The following is a 14,693-nucleotide window of genomic DNA, read 5'->3' on the forward strand; positions in this document are numbered from 1 at the left end:
CAACGAAACCCTCGGGTATACTGCCGCGTTTTGTGATGCCCTGCGGCGTCCCGGCGTTTCGAAACGCGCACTTACGATTTGCCGGTGCAGCGTTTTTGATTCTGAACCAGCCTTGCAGGGATGTTTCGGTGATTTTTGGAGTTTTTATGCTCGAACAGGCTCAACGCGTCCTCAAGGACATCTTCGGCTACGACAGTTTCCGTGGCCGCCAGGGTGCCATTATTGAGCGCGTGGCCAGCGGTGGCGATGCCCTGGTGCTGATGCCCACCGGCGGCGGCAAATCGTTGTGCTTCCAGGTGCCGGCGCTGTTGCGCAACGGCCTGGCGGTAGTGGTCTCGCCGCTGATTGCGTTGATGGACGACCAGGTCGCGACCCTTGAAGAGCTGGGGGTTGCAGCCGCTTCGCTGAACTCGACCCTCAGCGCCGAGCAGCAACGGGACCTGGCGGCGCGAATCAAGCGCGGTGAAATAAAAATGCTCTACCTGGCCCCGGAACGCCTGGTGCAGCCGCGCATGCTGGCCTTCCTGCAGAGCCTGGAAATCGCTCTGTTTGCCATCGACGAAGCCCACTGTGTGTCCCAATGGGGCCACGACTTCCGCCGTGAATACCTGCAACTGGGGCAACTGGCCGAACTGTTTCCCGACGTGCCACGCATCGCCCTGACCGCCACCGCCGACAAACGTACCCGCGAAGAAATCGTCGAACGCCTGCACTTGCAGAACGCCGAACGCTTCCTTTCCAGCTTCGACCGACCCAACATTTTCTACCGCATCGTGCCCAAGGAGCAGCCGCGCAAGCAGTTGCTGGCGTTTATTGCCGAACGGCGCAGCGATGCCGGCATCGTTTATTGCCTGTCGCGCAAAAAGGTCGATGAAGTGGCGGCGTTTCTCTGCGAGCAAGGCTTTCCGGCATTGCCGTATCACGCCGGCCTGCCCAATGACCTGCGAGCCTATCATCAGAAGCGCTTCCTCAATGAGGAAGGCCTGATCATGGTGGCCACCGTGGCGTTCGGCATGGGCATCGACAAGCCCAACGTGCGTTTTGTCGCGCACCTGGACCTGCCCAAATCCCTCGAGGCGTATTACCAGGAAACCGGGCGCGCCGGCCGTGATGGCTTGCCGGCCGACGCGTGGATGGCCTACGGCCTGCAAGACGTGGTGATGCTCAAGCAGATGCTGCAGAACTCCGAGGGCGACGAGCGCCACAAGCGTCTTGAACAGCACAAGCTCGACGCCATGCTTTCGCTGTGCGAAGAGACCCGCTGCCGGCGCCAGACCTTGCTGGCCTATTTCGATGAAGACATGCCCCAGCCTTGCGGACATTGCGACAACTGCGTCGACGGCGTGGAAACCTGGGACGCCACCGAACCGGCCCGTCAGGCGTTGTCGGCGATTTATCGCACCGGCCAGCGCTATGGCGTGGGGCATCTGGTGGACGTGCTGCTGGGCAAGGACAACGAAAAGGTGCGCAGCTTTGGCCACCAGTATCTTTCGGTGTTCGGTGTGGGCAAGGCACGCACGGAAAGTGAGTGGCGTTCATTGTTCCGCCAGCTCGTGGCCCGCGGGTTGGCCGATATCGACCTGGAAGGCTACGGCGGTCTGCGCCTGAGTGCGAGCTGCCGTCCCTTGCTCAAAGGCGAGGTCTCCCTCGAACTGCGCCGTGATCTCAAGCCGGCAACGGCGATCAAGAACAGCAAGAGCCAGGCCAGCCAACTGGTGCGCGGCGAAGAGCGCGACCAGTGGGAAGCCTTGCGCGCCTTGCGTCGCAAGCTGGCCGAAGAGCATGGCGTGCCGCCGTATGTCATCTTCCCCGACTCGACGCTGCTGGAAATGCTCCGCAGCCAACCCACCTCCCTGGCGGAAATGGCCCGGGTCAGTGGCGTGGGCGCGCGCAAGCTGGAGCGTTACGGCGAAGCCTTCCTCCAAGTGCTGGGCGGCGAGGTCGAGGCGCCGAAAGCGGTGGCCGATGTTCGTCACGAATTGATCACCCTGGCCCGCGCCGGCATGACCCCGTTGCAGATTGCCGGACAACTGCAATGCTCGGAAAAGAACGTTTATACGATGCTGGCCGAGGCCATCGGCAAGCAGCAGTTGTCTTTGGAGCAGGCGTTGGATTTACCCGAGGAATTGATGGGCGAGGTGCAGGATGCGTTTCTGGACGGCGAAGGCGAGTTGCCAGCGGTGTCGGAAGTTGCAGCACTGTTTGTCGGTCGGGTTCCGGAAGGTGTCCTGTATTGTGTCAGGGCTGCGTTGCAGTCGGAATTTGAAGTCTGATCAGTGAGTTACCTTCCTTTAACGATTCACTACAGGGTAAACCTTGCCTGAATCCGAAGCTCATGCTTAGCTGACTAATAATTAGTTTTTCTCTATTTCAGATCTGATGAGTTTTTTTATGCCGTTAACCGATCAACACCGTTTTGGCATGCAGTTGGCACAGATGTCTCGAGGCTGGCGCGCCGAGCTGGATCGTCGCCTGGCCGGGTTGGGTCTGTCTCAGGCCCGCTGGCTGGTGCTGTTGCACCTGGCCCGTTTCGAACAGGCGCCGACCCAGCGCGAACTGGCCCAGAGTGTCGCTGTCGAAGGCCCGACCCTGGCCCGGTTGCTCGACAGCCTGGAAGCTCAGGGCCTGGTGCAGCGTCAGGCCGTGGCCGAGGATCGTCGTGCCAAGAAAATCGTGCTTTGTGCACCGGCGCTGCCGCTGATCGAACAGATCGAAACCATTGCCACGCAACTGCGCCGCGAGTTGTTCGAGGGGGTCGATGAAGCCGACATGCGCGTGTGCATGCGGGTCCATGGCACGATTCTGGCCAATCTGGAAAAATCCTGAGGCATATCCCAGGCATCAGACTTTTGAGATTCGGCGGTTCGCGAACTATAACCAGTACTTAGGCGCTCAGTCTGGTAATCAAAAGGGATGCCCATGCTTGTAAGTTTGCAGTTCACGTTGCGCAGTTGGCTCAACGTGTTGGTAGTCGTGGCAGCCATGGGGTATTCGGCTTTGGCATCGGCGCTGGGGCTTGGGGAGATCACCCTCCATTCCGCCCTGAATCAGCCGTTGCGTGCCGATATCGCCCTGGTCGATGTGACCGGGGTAAGTGAAAGCGATTTGTCGGCCAGCCTGGCGAGCGCGGACGATTTCAGCCGTGCCGGCGTGGAGCGGGTGTTCTATCTCAATAGCTTGCGCTTCACGCCAGTGCTGCGCGGCGAGCGCGGCTACATTCGGGTGACCTCCAGCAAACCGGTGGAGGAACCCTTCCTCAATTTCCTGGTGCAGCTCAATCAACCCAACGGGCGTCTGCTGCGCGAATACACCGTGCTGATCGACCCACCGGGCACGCCGGGTATCGTACCGGCGCGGGACGAGCCTTCCGCCGCGGCCCAGGCAACGCCTGCGATCAAGCCGCCTGCGGCTACTCAAGGCAAGCGCTATACCGTCGTGCAGGGAGACAACCCCTGGTCCATCGCCAAACGACTGCATGACGCCGGCAGCAATGCTTCGGTCAATGAGCTGATGCAGGGCATCCAGGCCCTGAACCCCGGCAGTGACCGGCTTTCCGTGGGCCAGCGTTTATTGCTGCCAGATTCTGCGGTGCTGCCATCAGCGGCAGAAACGGCTGCCGTCCCGGCCTCCGCCGTGTCCGACGAGCAACTGGCCGCCAGCGTGCTGCAAAACGAGCAGCAACAAAAAACCATCGAGCAACTGCAGGCGCTGCTCCAATCCCAGGACGAAGAAATCGCGAGTCAGCGCAAGCAGATCAGCGAGTTGCAGACACAACTGGCCGAGGTCGCGCCAGCCCCTGCTGAATCTGCGCAGCCGGAGTCTGTGCCTGCCGCAACCCCCGCGCCGCCAGATCAAGCACAACCCGTCACAGAACCGGTCCCGGAACCAGAGGAGGGCATTAACTGGTTGTGGATAACGGCGCTGGTGGGGCTGTTGGGGTTGCTCGGGTTATTGCTGTTTCTTCGTCGACGGCAGCAAGAACAGGCGGAAATGGAGCCCCTGCCCGAGCGTCCTGAACCGATGCTTGAAGACGACACCCAAACCTACGCTTCGACCGCCGACACGGAACAGCCTGAGGCCGCCACGTCGTTCAGCAACGGTGATGCACCTTTGGGGGACGTGCTGGAAGGGGTCGGGATTTACCTGACCTACGGTCGTTTCACCGAAGCGGCGGGATTACTGCGCGCCGCGCTGCTGACAGAGCCCGCGCGCACCGACCTGGGCCTCAAGTTGCTGGAAGTGCTGGGCAAGCAGGGCGATACCATCGGTTTCCAGGCCCAGGAACATCATTTGTTGGCGCAGGGCATTGACGTCAGCACACTCGAAGAAATCCGCGGGCGTTATCCGAAGGTCGCCGCGGTGGCCGCGCCCATGGTGACAGAACCTCAGCCGCCGCTGACTGACGTTGCTCCTGCGTCCAGTGACGAGTTCGAACTCGATCTGGATGCGCTGTCCATGGAAACCAGTTGGGACCTTGCCGAGCCGCAGCACAGCACCACTGAAAAAACACCTGTTGCGCCCGAAGGCTTTGGGGACTTGTCGCTTTCGAGTTTCGACGAGCCCGACCTGCAGTGGAGCGCGCCGTCGGAAACCGAATCGCTGGACGATGCATTTCTCGACGGGTTTGCTGATGAAGAACAGTCGCTGGAACTGGAGCCGATGGCCCTCGAACCTGTCCGCCAAGAGCCTCAGGTACCGGAACACTCCGACAAGCTGGAGCAGGCGCAGAACTGCATTGACGATGGCGATCTGAAAACCGCCGTCGAACTGCTGGAAGAGTTGCTCGAAGAGGGCAACGAACCTCTCAGGCAGACCGCGCGCGTGCTCCTGGCGGGGATTCGCTGAAGTCCTTTATTAGTGAGCCTGCAGGCCCCTTCGCGAGCAGGCTCGCTCCCACAGGGGGTTTGCGGTGAACGCCAAGCCCGCGAACGACACGAAACCAATGTGGGGGCTGCTGCGGATACAGGGCCATCAAAACGTCTGCCCCAGATTCAGATACACCGCCCGCTCATCATCATCGTTAAACCCATAGCTGAAATTCAGTGGCCCCAACGGCGTATCAAACCCCAGGAAAATACTGGCGGCATTGATGTAGCCGCTGTCGAACTCATTGTCGTTGTTCCACGCCCGGCCGCGTTCCAGGGAGCCGCCGATGTACAGCGGGAAATCCAGCGGCAGGTAGGCTCGCGGTGTGAGCCTTCGGTAATACACAGCGCGCATCAGGCTCATGTTCTGCCCGGAGATGCCGTCTTCGCGAAAGCCCGACAGTTGCCGCGCACCACCGAGGACAAAGCTTGAGGTCACCACTTCAGCGGTGTCCAGGGTACGCCCGTAACGCCCGCCGAGGATGAAGGTGTCCGGGCCGTGGCTCAGCGCCTTGTCCAGATTGAGTTCCCATTGGCGGTAACGCTGGTCGGAACCCAATCCCGGCTCATACTGGCGCCAGGTCAGGCCGATGTCTTCGCCTTCATGGGGGAAGTACACATTGTCGAAGGAGTCGAATGAATACTTCAGGTCGTAGAAGCCTTCATTGAAACTTTCGCTGGGCTGGTCGTGATCGCCAATGCGTACATCTGCCTCGCCCCAGGCTTGGCCGACACCGAAACGGATTTCGCCGCTGTTGCCAATCTGCCGGCCCAGGTTCAGGCCAAAGCCATAACGTTCGACGCGGTACTGGGCCACCGGGTCGTTGTCCAGGATGGACTCGACGTTGCGGGATTCGAATTGTCCGTAAGGTGCGATGAAGTAGCGCGAGCCGACATCCAGCGGCTGGTAGAACTCGCTGTACAGCTCCTGCTTGTCGCCAATCTGTGCCCGGGTCAGCCACTCGGCGCCGAGGCGATTGATGCCATTGACCCGATAGCTGGCGCCAAGGTTGAAAGCGCTGTCGCCGCGCATGTCGTCCGACAGGCTCAACCCCAGCCGCAGGTAATCGGTGCCGGTGCGTTTGCCCCGGGCACTGATGACCAGCGTATGGTCCGGGGCCTTGTGCACTACGCGGTACTGCACCTGCTCGAAGTAATCCAGCCCGTACAACGTGCCCATATCGGTCTGCAAACGACCCAGGTCCAGCGGCTCGCCGACTTGCTGGCGAACGTAATAGCGAATCACGTCGTCACCGACTTTGGAGTCATTCTCCACACGAATGGCGGTGATGACCGGCGTGCGCTCGCTTGGGGTACGCGCCGCCATGAGCTCGGGGTCGGCCGGCTCCGTGGGGCGCAGGTGCGCCAGGCGGGCCTCGAGTATTTGGGTGGCACGGTAACCGGCGTCGATCATTTCCTGGGCGCGGCCGAAGTCTGTGGCGCCGAAGCTCGCCAGCGCCGGCTGGATCAGCACATCGTCTTCTCTGAGCGTTGCCAATTGTTCTTCTGAGTTGCGCCGGGTCATCAGGGTGGTCGACTGGTTCAGGACGTCGATCACGGTGACCAATTGCTTGCGGGTGCTCAGCGGGGTGCCGATGTCCACCACGATGGCCCTGTCCACGCCCATTTCCCGGGCCACATCCAGCGGGATGTTGTCGGTCATGCCGCCATCCACCAGCAACCGGCCGTCCAGTTCCACCGGCGCGAACACCGCCGGGATCGACATGCTGGCGCGGATGACCTTGGGCAGGTGGCCCTTGCGAAACACCACTTTCTCGCCACTGGCGATGTCGGTCGCCACGGCGCGGAAAGGGATTGGCAGTTTGTCGAAGTCCCGGGTGTCGCTGGCGTGGGCCAGCAGGCTTTCGAGCAGCAGGGCCAGGTTCTGCCCCTGGATAACGCCCAAGGGCAGGCCGAGGCTGCCGTCATCACGAAAGCTGAGTTTCTGTTTCACCAGAAAGTCCCGATCGTCCTGCTTGCGCCGGAACGGCACGTCCTTGCGCGGCGGAGCGTCGGACAGGGCCTGTTGCCAGTCGATGCCCAGGGCGAGTTTTTCCAACTCGTCGATTTTGTAACCTGAGGCATACAGTCCACCGATCACTGCGCCCATGCTGGTGCCCGCGATGGCGTCGATCTGGATGCCTTGTTCTTCCAGGGCCTTGAGCACCCCGATGTGGGCCAGGCCCCGGGCAGCGCCGCCGGACAGTACCAGGCCAATTTTCGGACGCGGCGCCTCGACGGCGGGCTCGTTGGCATGAACGAGCAGGGGCAGCAGTAGCAGAAGCAGGCAAGGCAGCAGGCGGCGCATCGTCAATCTCGGGGCGGGCAATCAAAGGCAGGTATTATAGCGATGCCTTTGCCCCCAGGAGTTCACCCGCAATGACCGAGCACAAACCGGAAGTCGTCATCATCTATTGCACGCAATGTCAGTGGCTGCTGCGCGCCGCCTGGTTGGCTCAGGAACTGCTCAGCACGTTTAGCGACGACTTGGGCAAGGTGTCGTTGGTGCCGGGCACCGGTGGGGTGTTTCATATCAGTTGCGACGGCACGCAGATCTGGGAACGCAAGGCCGATGGTGGTTTTCCCGAGGCCAAGGTTCTCAAGCAGCGGGTCCGCGACCGGATCGACCCGGAGCGGGACCTGGGCCACAACGACCGGGTTCAGTGAGACGCGGCTTGGGCGCCTACACCCGGTTTCTTTGTGCCGCCACTGAGTTGGCTCGACATCACGATCGCGACGATGATCAGCGCGCCACCCAGCAGCATGCGCAACGTCGGGTTTTCATCGAATAGCAACCAGGCGATGGTGATGCCGTAGACCGGTTCCATGGCAAACACCACCGCCGCCGTGCGGGCCTTGATCACCGCCAGGCTGGCGACGAACAGGCTATGGGCCAGGCCGGTGCAGAACACCCCCAGCAGGGCGATCCACAGCCAGTCGACAGGGCGCACGTCAAGCAGCTGCGGCGCTGCCATTGGCAACAGGCAAAAGCCGACCACCAGGTTCTGGCACAAAGCGGCCTGTACCGGCGGCACCCGTGTGGAACCGGCGCGGTTGACCAGCGAAAGCAGCGAGAACAGCAACCCCGAAAGCACGGCCCACAGCAGGCCGGTGGTGGCGCCGCTGGCCAGGTCGAAGTGCGGTGTGACCAGCACCAGGCCGATGCTTACCATTGCCACCAACAGGATTTCATTGGCACGGATCCGCTCGCGGAAAATCAACCCTTCGAGCAGCACCGTGAAGGCCGGGAAGCTGGTAAAGCCCAACGTGGCGATTGCCACACCGGCGACTTTGACCGATATGAAGAAGCTCACCCAGTGCCCGGCGAGCAATAGGCCGCCCAGCAGCAGGCGTCGAAGGTCCTGTGCGTGGAGCTTGTGCCAGCGGGCGCTGCTGGCGAAGCGGGCAAAAAACGCCAGGGCCAGCACGGCGAATACGGCGCGGCCGAACACAATGACCGCTGGCGAGGCGGCGGCGAGCTTGCCGAATACACCGGTCAGGCCAAACATGAGTGCGCCAATGTGCAGGGCGCCGAGGGCGGTACGGGGAGTCATTGCGATCCTTGTCCAACGGTTGAGCGTCTGGGTATTGAACCCGCTACCGGCCGTTCATGTCTGTCGCGATCCTCGCGTTTTTTAGCGCGAAGCTAGCGCTGGCGCCGCAGCTTGCCCGGTGAGGCGCCGAATTCGCGCAGCACTGCGGCGGCAAAGGCGCTTTGCGAGCTATAACCGACCCGGTGGGCGATTTCACCGATGGGCAGTTGCGAATCACGCAGCAGGTCCACCGCCTTGTGTAGACGGCGACTGCGGATGTAGTCCATCGGGGTTTGCCCGCATTCGGCGACGAAGCGTGCATGCAAGCGGGCACTGGAGAGCCCGGCGACCTGGGCCAGGTCCGCCACTTGCAGCGGATAGGCGGCGTACTGGTCAATGTGGGCGTTGAGCGCCGCATAGGGCAGGCGCCGGCCGCCGACGATGTCCTGGCCAGTGCCATTGAGGCTGGCCAGGAGCAGCACGGCCCCTTGTTGGGCGATCACCGGGTCGTCCACCGGGCTGCCCGCCAGCCAGCTGACCAACTGGCTTTGCCCCGCATCCAGGGGCCTGCGCGCGGCATTGTCGAGCAATCGGCGGCTGGCGTCGGCGTGATCACCCAAGGCTTGCCCGATCCAATCATCGCTCGGCACATCCAGCACCAGGCAACGGCTGCCACGGGGGCTGCCGCAGGCGTGATGGGCACCGGCGGGTATCACCACGAAACTCTGCTGCACGACCTGGCTGCCACAACCTTCGACCTCGAAATCCAACAGCCCGGACAACCCGAACACCAGTTGGGCGTGGTCGTGGCTGTGGACAATCAGGTCGTGGCTGTAATGGCGTAGCGTCAGGGTCGGTCTCATCGCGGTCTCCCGGGGCAGGCCGTCAGCATACACCGAGGCCACGCTGCTTCGCGCTGTCATGTAACGGACTTGTGTTTGTCATGGGGTATTAACCGCAGGAAGGCACAGTGGCTAAAACGATCAGAGGGTTGCCCATGACCAGCGCCGAGCTCGCCAGACCCAGCCGCAAACAGCGTGTTCGCACCTTATGGATTTCCGATGTGCACCTGGGCACCCGGGACTGCCAGGCCGAGCATTTGTCGCAGTTTCTCAAGGGCTACCATACCGACAAGATCTACCTGGTGGGTGACATCATCGACGGCTGGAAGCTGCGCGGCGGCATGTACTGGCCACAGGCTCACACCAACGTCATTCGCCGCTTGCTGACCATGAGCAAGCGCGGCACCGAGGTGATCTACGTCACCGGTAACCATGACGAATTTCTGCGGCGATATTCGAAGCTGATCCTGGGCAATATCCAATTGGTGGACGAAGCGGTGCACGTCACCGCGGACGGCCGGCATTTGCTGGTGATCCATGGCGATCAGTTCGATGTCATCACCCGGTACCACCGTTGGCTGGCGTTCCTTGGCGATTCGGCCTACGAGTTCACCCTGACCCTGAACCGCTGGCTCAACCATTGGCGGGCCCGTTATGGCTACGGTTACTGGTCGTTGTCGGCGTACCTCAAGCACAAGGTCAAGACGGCGGTCAGCTTCATCAGCGACTTCGAAGAAGCCATCGCCCATGAATGTGTGAAGCGTGAACTGCACGGTGTGGTGTGCGGACACATCCACCATGCCGAGATGCGCAGGGTGGGCGAGGTGGAGTATCTCAATTGTGGCGATTGGGTCGAGTCGTGCACGGCGCTGATCGAGCATTGGGACGGGTCGATCGAGTTGTATCGGTTGGCCGATGCCCAGGCGCGGGAGGCGTTGATCCGGGCTGAGTTGAAAGTCACCGAACCGGCGTGAGCCGATCTGACGCCATCGCGGGCAAGCCTTGCTCCCACAGGTATTCACAGCCTGCGAGAGCAAGCACCACCTGTGGGAGCAAGGCTTGCCCGCGATGGACCGCATAGCGATCCCAGCAATCAGTCAGGCTTGAGCCTGTTCAGCCATCGCCGCCTTGTAGATCGACTGCTTCGGTGCGGCAAACAGCCTTTCCAGCATCGGCTCGAAGAAACTCAACGGCAGGGTGTCGTACTCGGCATCGAACGCCGCGGCGTCGTATCGGGCGCAGAAATCAATGGTCGCCTGGTATTGGGGATGCGCTTTGAATTGCTCGCGCAGGTGCCGGTCCATGCCCAGGTGATGGAAGAAGTAATAGCCCTGGAATATCCCGTGTTTCTCCACCATCCACAGGTTTTCGGCGCTGACGAACGGCTTGAGGATGGCGGCGGCAATGTCCGGGTGGTTGTAGCTGCCCAAGGTGTCGCCGATGTCGTGAAGCAAGGCGCAGATCACATATTCATCGTCCCGTCCGTCACGATAGGCGCGGGTGGCGGTTTGCAGGGAATGGGTCAGGCGATCCACCGGAAAACCGCCGAAATCGCCGTCCAGCAACTTCAAATGGGTCAGGATTCGACCCGGTAATTGCCGGGCATAGGCGCTGAAGTCGGCAGCGATGATTGCCCAGTCTTCCTCAGTACCGTCCTTCATGTGGGTAAAGCGCGCGTGGGTGTTCATGGGCAGTCCTTTGAGAGTGGCTAGAACGCAACTTTGCCCCGCAGCATGTCGCGGTACATGACGAAATCGCCGAGCAGGCTGTAGAACGGGTGCTGGAACGTGGCGGGACGGTTCTTTTCAAAGAAGAAATGCCCGACCCAGGCAAAGCCGTAGCCGGCAATGGGCAAGACGATCAGCCACCAGCCGTTGCCGACGATCAGAGCCAGGGCAACAATCAGGATGACCAGAGAGGTGCCGATAAAGTGCAAGCGCCGGCAGGTGCTGTTGCTGTGTTCGCTGAGGTAATAGGGATAGAACTCAGCGAACGTATTGAAGCGTCTGGTGTTTTCCACGACTGCGGGCTCTGTGGTTATTGTTCTGTTGGTTCTGGGCGACCAACGGTTTGATTGAAGTCTAGAGCGATCACTTGCAACGACCAGTGACAATGGGCGCCACTTTAGTATCCTTCGCAAATCCAGCCGTACCCTGCGGCTCGTCATGCAAGTAAAACGTCATGAGCGAACGAACGACTTCTTCAAGCTGGGCGATGGGGATTGTCAAGGCACTGGAAATGGACGGCCTGGATTGTCGGATGCTGTTCAAACAGCTGGGGCTGGACTATGACGCGCTGGAAGATCCAGATGCACGTTTCCCCCAGGATTCGATGACCCGACTCTGGCAACGCGCCGTGGAGTTGTCGGGCAACCCGGCCATCGCCTTGAACATGGGTAAAGTGGTGCGCCCGGCGTCGTTTCACGTGGTCGGGTATGCCTTGATGTCCAGCCGCACGCTGGTCGAAGGTTTCCAGCGGCTCGTGCGTTATCAGCGGATCATCGCTGAAAGCGCCGACCTGAGCTTTCGTCAGATGGAGGGGGGCTACGGGTTGGTTCTGACAGTGCATGGCGACCATCTCCCGCCCACCCGCCAGAGTGCCGAGGCTTCCCTGGCTTGTGCGCTGGCCATGTGCAACTGGTTGACCGGACGCACCCTGCACCCGATGAAGGTGCTGTTCCAGGGCGCCGAACCGGTTGATCTGGCGCCTTATCAACAGGCGTTTCCCGCGCCACTGATGTTCGGCGCACCTTACGACGCGTTGATCTTCGAACGTAGTGACATGGAAGCACCGTTACCCACCGCCAACGAGGCCATGGCGCAGCTCCACGACCGGTTTGCCGGTGAATACCTGGCGCGTTTTTCCGAAAGCCGCGTGACCCACCAGACCCGGCAAGTGTTGTGCCGGCTGCTGCCACGGGGCGAGCCTAAGCGTGACGTGGTGGCGCAGACGCTGCACCTGTCCCAGCGCACCTTGCAGCGACGCTTGCAGGAAGAGGGCACCACTTTCCAGAGCCTGCTCGATGACACCCGCCGCGAACTGGCCGAACAGTATCTGGCGCAGCCGGCCCTGACCCTGCTGGAAATCGCCTATCTGCTGGGCTTCGCCGACCCGAGCAATTTTTTCCGGGCCTTTCGACGCTGGTTCGACACAACGCCCGGCGAATACCGGGCGCGGTCAAACGGCCAGCCCGGTCAGTGACGCCAGAACGCCGGGATACACAGCACGAACACGGTGATGATCTCCAGTCGGCCCAGCAGCATGCCAGCCGACAGAATCCACTTGGCCGCATCCGGCAGCGGCGCAAAGTTGCCGGCCGGGCCGATGGTCTCTCCCAGTCCCGGGCCGACGCCGGACACGGTGCTGGCCGCGCCGGTCAGGGCGGTCATCCATTCCACGCCCAATAGCGAGAGCAGCAGGGCGATCACGCAGATGGTGATGGCGAAGAAGAATGAGAAGGTGAGAATCGAGCGTACGATTTCTTCGTCGAGGCGGTGGCCGTTGTATTTCTGCTTGATCACCGCGCGCGGGTGGATCAATTGCTTGAGGTTGGCCCTGAGCAGGATGTAGGCAACCTGGAAGCGGAAGATCTTGATCCCGCCGGCCGTCGAACCGGAACAGCCGCCGACGAAACCCAGGTAGAAGAACAACATCAGCGAGAAATTGCCCCACAGGCTGTAGTCTCCCAGCGCGAAGCCTGTGGTGGTGACGATCGACGTCACGTTCAACGCCACATGCCGCAGGGCCTCCAGCCAGTGCAGGTCGGTTGTCGCCCAATACCAGGTGCCCAGTACCACCCAGGTCACCAGCAGCACCGCCAGCAGGCCTTGGACCTGTTGGTCCTTGATCAGCGCCCGGCGATTGCCCCGCAGTGTCGAGACGTACAAGGCAAACGGCAGGCTGCCGAGAATCATGATGACGATAGTGACCCAATGCACCGCCGGTTCGGTCCATTTGGCCAGGGATTTGTCCGACGTCGAGAACCCGCCGGTGGAGATCGCCGACATCGCATGGTTGATGGCATCGAACAGGTTCATCCCCGCCCACCACAGTGCGAGGGTGCCGAGAATGGTGATGCCTACATAGGACGCCACGATCAGCCGCGCCACCATGTGGGAGCGGGGCATGACTTTCTCCGAGCGGTCGGAGGATTCGGTCTGGAACAGCCTCATGCCACCGATGCGCAACAGCGGCAGGATCGCCACCGCCATCGCAATGAAGCCGATCCCGCCGAGCCAGTGCAACAACGACCGCCACATCAGGATGCCGGGGGACATGTTATCCAGGCCGCTCAGGACCGTGGCGCCGGTGGCGGTGATCCCGGACATGCTTTCGAAGAACGAGTCGGTGTAGCTGATGTGCTGGGTCAGCAGGAAGGGCAACGCGGCAAAGATACACACCACCAGCCAACTGCTGACGGTCAGCAGGTACATGTCCCTGGGCCGCAGATGCACGTGTTCCGGGCGTCCGGGAAGGATCAGGGCCAGGCCGGCGACAAAAGTGATCATGCTCGACCAGAGGAACGATGGCAGGTCGTTGGTGCGCTCGAAGATCAGCAAGGTGGCCATGGGCACAACCATGAAGATCGCCAGGGTGATCAGGAAGATGCCGATGATGAAACCAATGATCCGTAGGGTCGGCAACGCCATGAAGTCCGCTCGGGCTGAAAGGGAAGGGCGTCATTCTACCCGCGACAAGCGGCATGTAAACCGGCACCCGGTGGCGCGTGAGGCCAGTGGCCTGCGTAATGGACTTCTGGTTGCGGAATTTGAGCTAACGAACTCGCCGTACAAGCCACTAGAATAGCTGGACATTTTTTCAGGAGGTGGCCGATGCAGGCTCTCGACGCTTTGCTCAACCGTGTTTCCGTCCCGCGCCTGGTGGACCCGGCGCCTACCGCCGAACAGCGCGAGGTCATGTTCGCCGCGGCGATGCGGGCTCCGGATCATGGCCAGTTGCGGCCATGGCGTTTTCTGACGGTCGAAGGGCAGGCGCGTCATCGCATGGGCGAGCTCCTGGCCGAAGCAGCGCGGTTCAATGATCCGCTGGTAGCCGAGGCCGTCGTGGAGAAGGCGCTCAACGGCCCGCTGCGCGCGCCGCTGGTCGTGGTGGTGATTGCACGGTTGCAGGACCATTTCAAGATTCCCAAATCCGAACAAATGCTGGCGGCCGGCTGTGCGGCCCACGCAATCCTGTTGGCGGCGTATGCCCAAGGGGTGGGCGGAGTCTGGCGTACGGGTGAGCTGGCGTATTCACCTCATGTGGCCAAGGGGCTTGGTCTTGAGGACGGGGAAGAGGTGATCGGTTTTCTCTACTTGGGCACACCGCAGAAAGAAGCACGCACGGCGCCGAAGGAAGACGTCGGTCAGTTTGTCCGGGAGTGGACGGGCCCGCAGGTCTAGCGTCTGGCGCAGCTACTGTGGTGAAAAGGTCTTATCTGTGGTGAGGGGATA

The 14,693-nt window shown here is 61.5% G+C and carries 12 protein-coding genes and 1 pseudogene; 7 read left to right on the forward strand and 6 right to left on the reverse strand.

Annotated elements, in window-relative coordinates:
* Positions 1-146: 146 nt before the first annotated feature.
* The 3 genes from recQ (at position 147) to GKKCFE_RS06000 (ending at position 4,845) form a co-directional block, all read left to right on the forward strand.
* A complete protein-coding gene (gene recQ / locus GKKCFE_RS05990) occupies positions 147-2,273 on the forward strand; it encodes a DNA helicase RecQ (RefSeq protein ID WP_445577590.1) in 2,127 nt (708 codons plus the stop codon).
* A gap of 118 nt (positions 2,274-2,391) precedes the next feature.
* A complete protein-coding gene (locus tag GKKCFE_RS05995; RefSeq protein WP_047226202.1) occupies positions 2,392-2,826 on the forward strand; it encodes a MarR family transcriptional regulator in 435 nt (144 codons plus the stop codon).
* A 93-nt stretch (positions 2,827-2,919) separates the two neighbouring features.
* Positions 2,920-4,845, forward strand: coding sequence for a FimV/HubP family polar landmark protein (locus GKKCFE_RS06000; RefSeq protein ID WP_445577591.1), 1,926 nt, complete (start codon positions 2,920-2,922; stop codon positions 4,843-4,845).
* A 126-nt stretch (positions 4,846-4,971) separates the two neighbouring features.
* Here GKKCFE_RS06000 and GKKCFE_RS06005 read toward each other — a convergent pair whose 3' ends face one another.
* A complete protein-coding gene (locus GKKCFE_RS06005) occupies positions 4,972-7,173 on the reverse strand; it encodes a patatin-like phospholipase family protein (protein ID WP_188251124.1) in 2,202 nt (733 codons plus the stop codon).
* Positions 7,174-7,244: 71 nt separating this feature from the next.
* Between GKKCFE_RS06005 and GKKCFE_RS06010 the strand changes: the two genes are divergently transcribed.
* Positions 7,245-7,532: a SelT/SelW/SelH family protein gene (locus GKKCFE_RS06010; RefSeq protein ID WP_445577592.1), complete on the forward strand. Its 288-nt coding sequence runs from the start codon at positions 7,245-7,247 to the stop codon at positions 7,530-7,532.
* Here the strand turns inward: GKKCFE_RS06010 and GKKCFE_RS06015 are convergent.
* Both GKKCFE_RS06015 and GKKCFE_RS06020 read right to left on the reverse strand, forming a co-directional pair.
* A complete protein-coding gene (locus GKKCFE_RS06015) occupies positions 7,526-8,419 on the reverse strand; it encodes a DMT family transporter (protein WP_445577593.1) in 894 nt (297 codons plus the stop codon). The two genes, GKKCFE_RS06010 and GKKCFE_RS06015, sit on opposite strands and share 7 nt — an antisense overlap.
* Before the next feature lie 92 nt (positions 8,420-8,511).
* Positions 8,512-9,261, reverse strand: a complete 750-nt coding sequence (locus tag GKKCFE_RS06020; protein ID WP_076385868.1) for a helix-turn-helix transcriptional regulator — start codon at positions 9,259-9,261, stop codon at positions 8,512-8,514.
* A 134-nt stretch (positions 9,262-9,395) separates the two neighbouring features.
* Between GKKCFE_RS06020 and GKKCFE_RS06025 the strand changes: the two genes are divergently transcribed.
* A complete protein-coding gene (locus GKKCFE_RS06025) occupies positions 9,396-10,214 on the forward strand; it encodes a UDP-2,3-diacylglucosamine diphosphatase (protein WP_047226208.1) in 819 nt (272 codons plus the stop codon).
* A gap of 123 nt (positions 10,215-10,337) precedes the next feature.
* On the opposite strand, the gene GKKCFE_RS06030 is transcribed toward GKKCFE_RS06025, so the two are convergent.
* Together GKKCFE_RS06030 and GKKCFE_RS06035 are read right to left on the reverse strand one after the other, a co-directional pair.
* A complete protein-coding gene (locus GKKCFE_RS06030; RefSeq protein ID WP_445577594.1) occupies positions 10,338-10,928 on the reverse strand; it encodes an HD domain-containing protein in 591 nt (196 codons plus the stop codon).
* A gap of 20 nt (positions 10,929-10,948) precedes the next feature.
* Positions 10,949-11,260 carry a DUF962 domain-containing protein gene (locus GKKCFE_RS06035; protein ID WP_047226210.1) on the reverse strand — a complete coding sequence of 104 codons (312 nt, stop codon included), beginning with the start codon at positions 11,258-11,260 and terminating at the stop codon, positions 10,949-10,951.
* Between the two features lie 161 nt (positions 11,261-11,421).
* On the opposite strand from GKKCFE_RS06035, the pseudogene GKKCFE_RS06040 reads away from it, so the two are divergent.
* Positions 11,422-12,478: pseudogene (locus GKKCFE_RS06040) on the forward strand (AraC family transcriptional regulator).
* Here GKKCFE_RS06040 and GKKCFE_RS06045 read toward each other — a convergent pair.
* Positions 12,435-13,889 (reverse strand): TrkH family potassium uptake protein, encoded by a 1,455-nt coding sequence (locus tag GKKCFE_RS06045; RefSeq protein ID WP_076385864.1) that lies wholly within the window; start codon positions 13,887-13,889, stop codon positions 12,435-12,437. The pseudogene GKKCFE_RS06040 and the gene GKKCFE_RS06045 overlap by 44 nt on opposite strands.
* A gap of 183 nt (positions 13,890-14,072) precedes the next feature.
* Here GKKCFE_RS06045 and GKKCFE_RS06050 point away from each other — a divergent pair, with 183 nt between their 5' ends.
* A complete protein-coding gene (locus GKKCFE_RS06050; RefSeq protein ID WP_139050839.1) occupies positions 14,073-14,642 on the forward strand; it encodes an NAD(P)H nitroreductase in 570 nt (189 codons plus the stop codon).
* Positions 14,643-14,693: the final 51 nt, after the last annotated feature.

The sequence above is a fragment of the Pseudomonas sp. E141 genome, from assembly GCF_052659885.1.

Bases quoted from the DNA above. Each gene is read 5' to 3' on its own strand.
- recQ (WP_445577590.1), top strand. From the start codon at position 147: ATGCTCGAACAGGCTCAACGCGTCCTCAAGGACATCTTCGGCTACGAC.
- GKKCFE_RS05995 (WP_047226202.1), top strand. From the start codon at position 2,392: ATGCCGTTAACCGATCAACACCGTTTTGGCATGCAGTTGGCACAGATG.
- GKKCFE_RS06000 (WP_445577591.1), top strand. From the start codon at position 2,920: ATGCTTGTAAGTTTGCAGTTCACGTTGCGCAGTTGGCTCAACGTGTTG.
- GKKCFE_RS06005 (WP_188251124.1), bottom strand. From the start codon at position 7,173: ATGCGCCGCCTGCTGCCTTGCCTGCTTCTGCTACTGCTGCCCCTGCTC.
- GKKCFE_RS06010 (WP_445577592.1), top strand. From the start codon at position 7,245: ATGACCGAGCACAAACCGGAAGTCGTCATCATCTATTGCACGCAATGT.
- GKKCFE_RS06015 (WP_445577593.1), bottom strand. From the start codon at position 8,419: ATGACTCCCCGTACCGCCCTCGGCGCCCTGCACATTGGCGCACTCATG.
- GKKCFE_RS06020 (WP_076385868.1), bottom strand. From the start codon at position 9,261: ATGAGACCGACCCTGACGCTACGCCATTACAGCCACGACCTGATTGTC.
- GKKCFE_RS06025 (WP_047226208.1), top strand. From the start codon at position 9,396: ATGACCAGCGCCGAGCTCGCCAGACCCAGCCGCAAACAGCGTGTTCGC.
- GKKCFE_RS06030 (WP_445577594.1), bottom strand. From the start codon at position 10,928: ATGAACACCCACGCGCGCTTTACCCACATGAAGGACGGTACTGAGGAA.
- GKKCFE_RS06045 (WP_076385864.1), bottom strand. From the start codon at position 13,889: ATGGCGTTGCCGACCCTACGGATCATTGGTTTCATCATCGGCATCTTC.
- GKKCFE_RS06050 (WP_139050839.1), top strand. From the start codon at position 14,073: ATGCAGGCTCTCGACGCTTTGCTCAACCGTGTTTCCGTCCCGCGCCTG.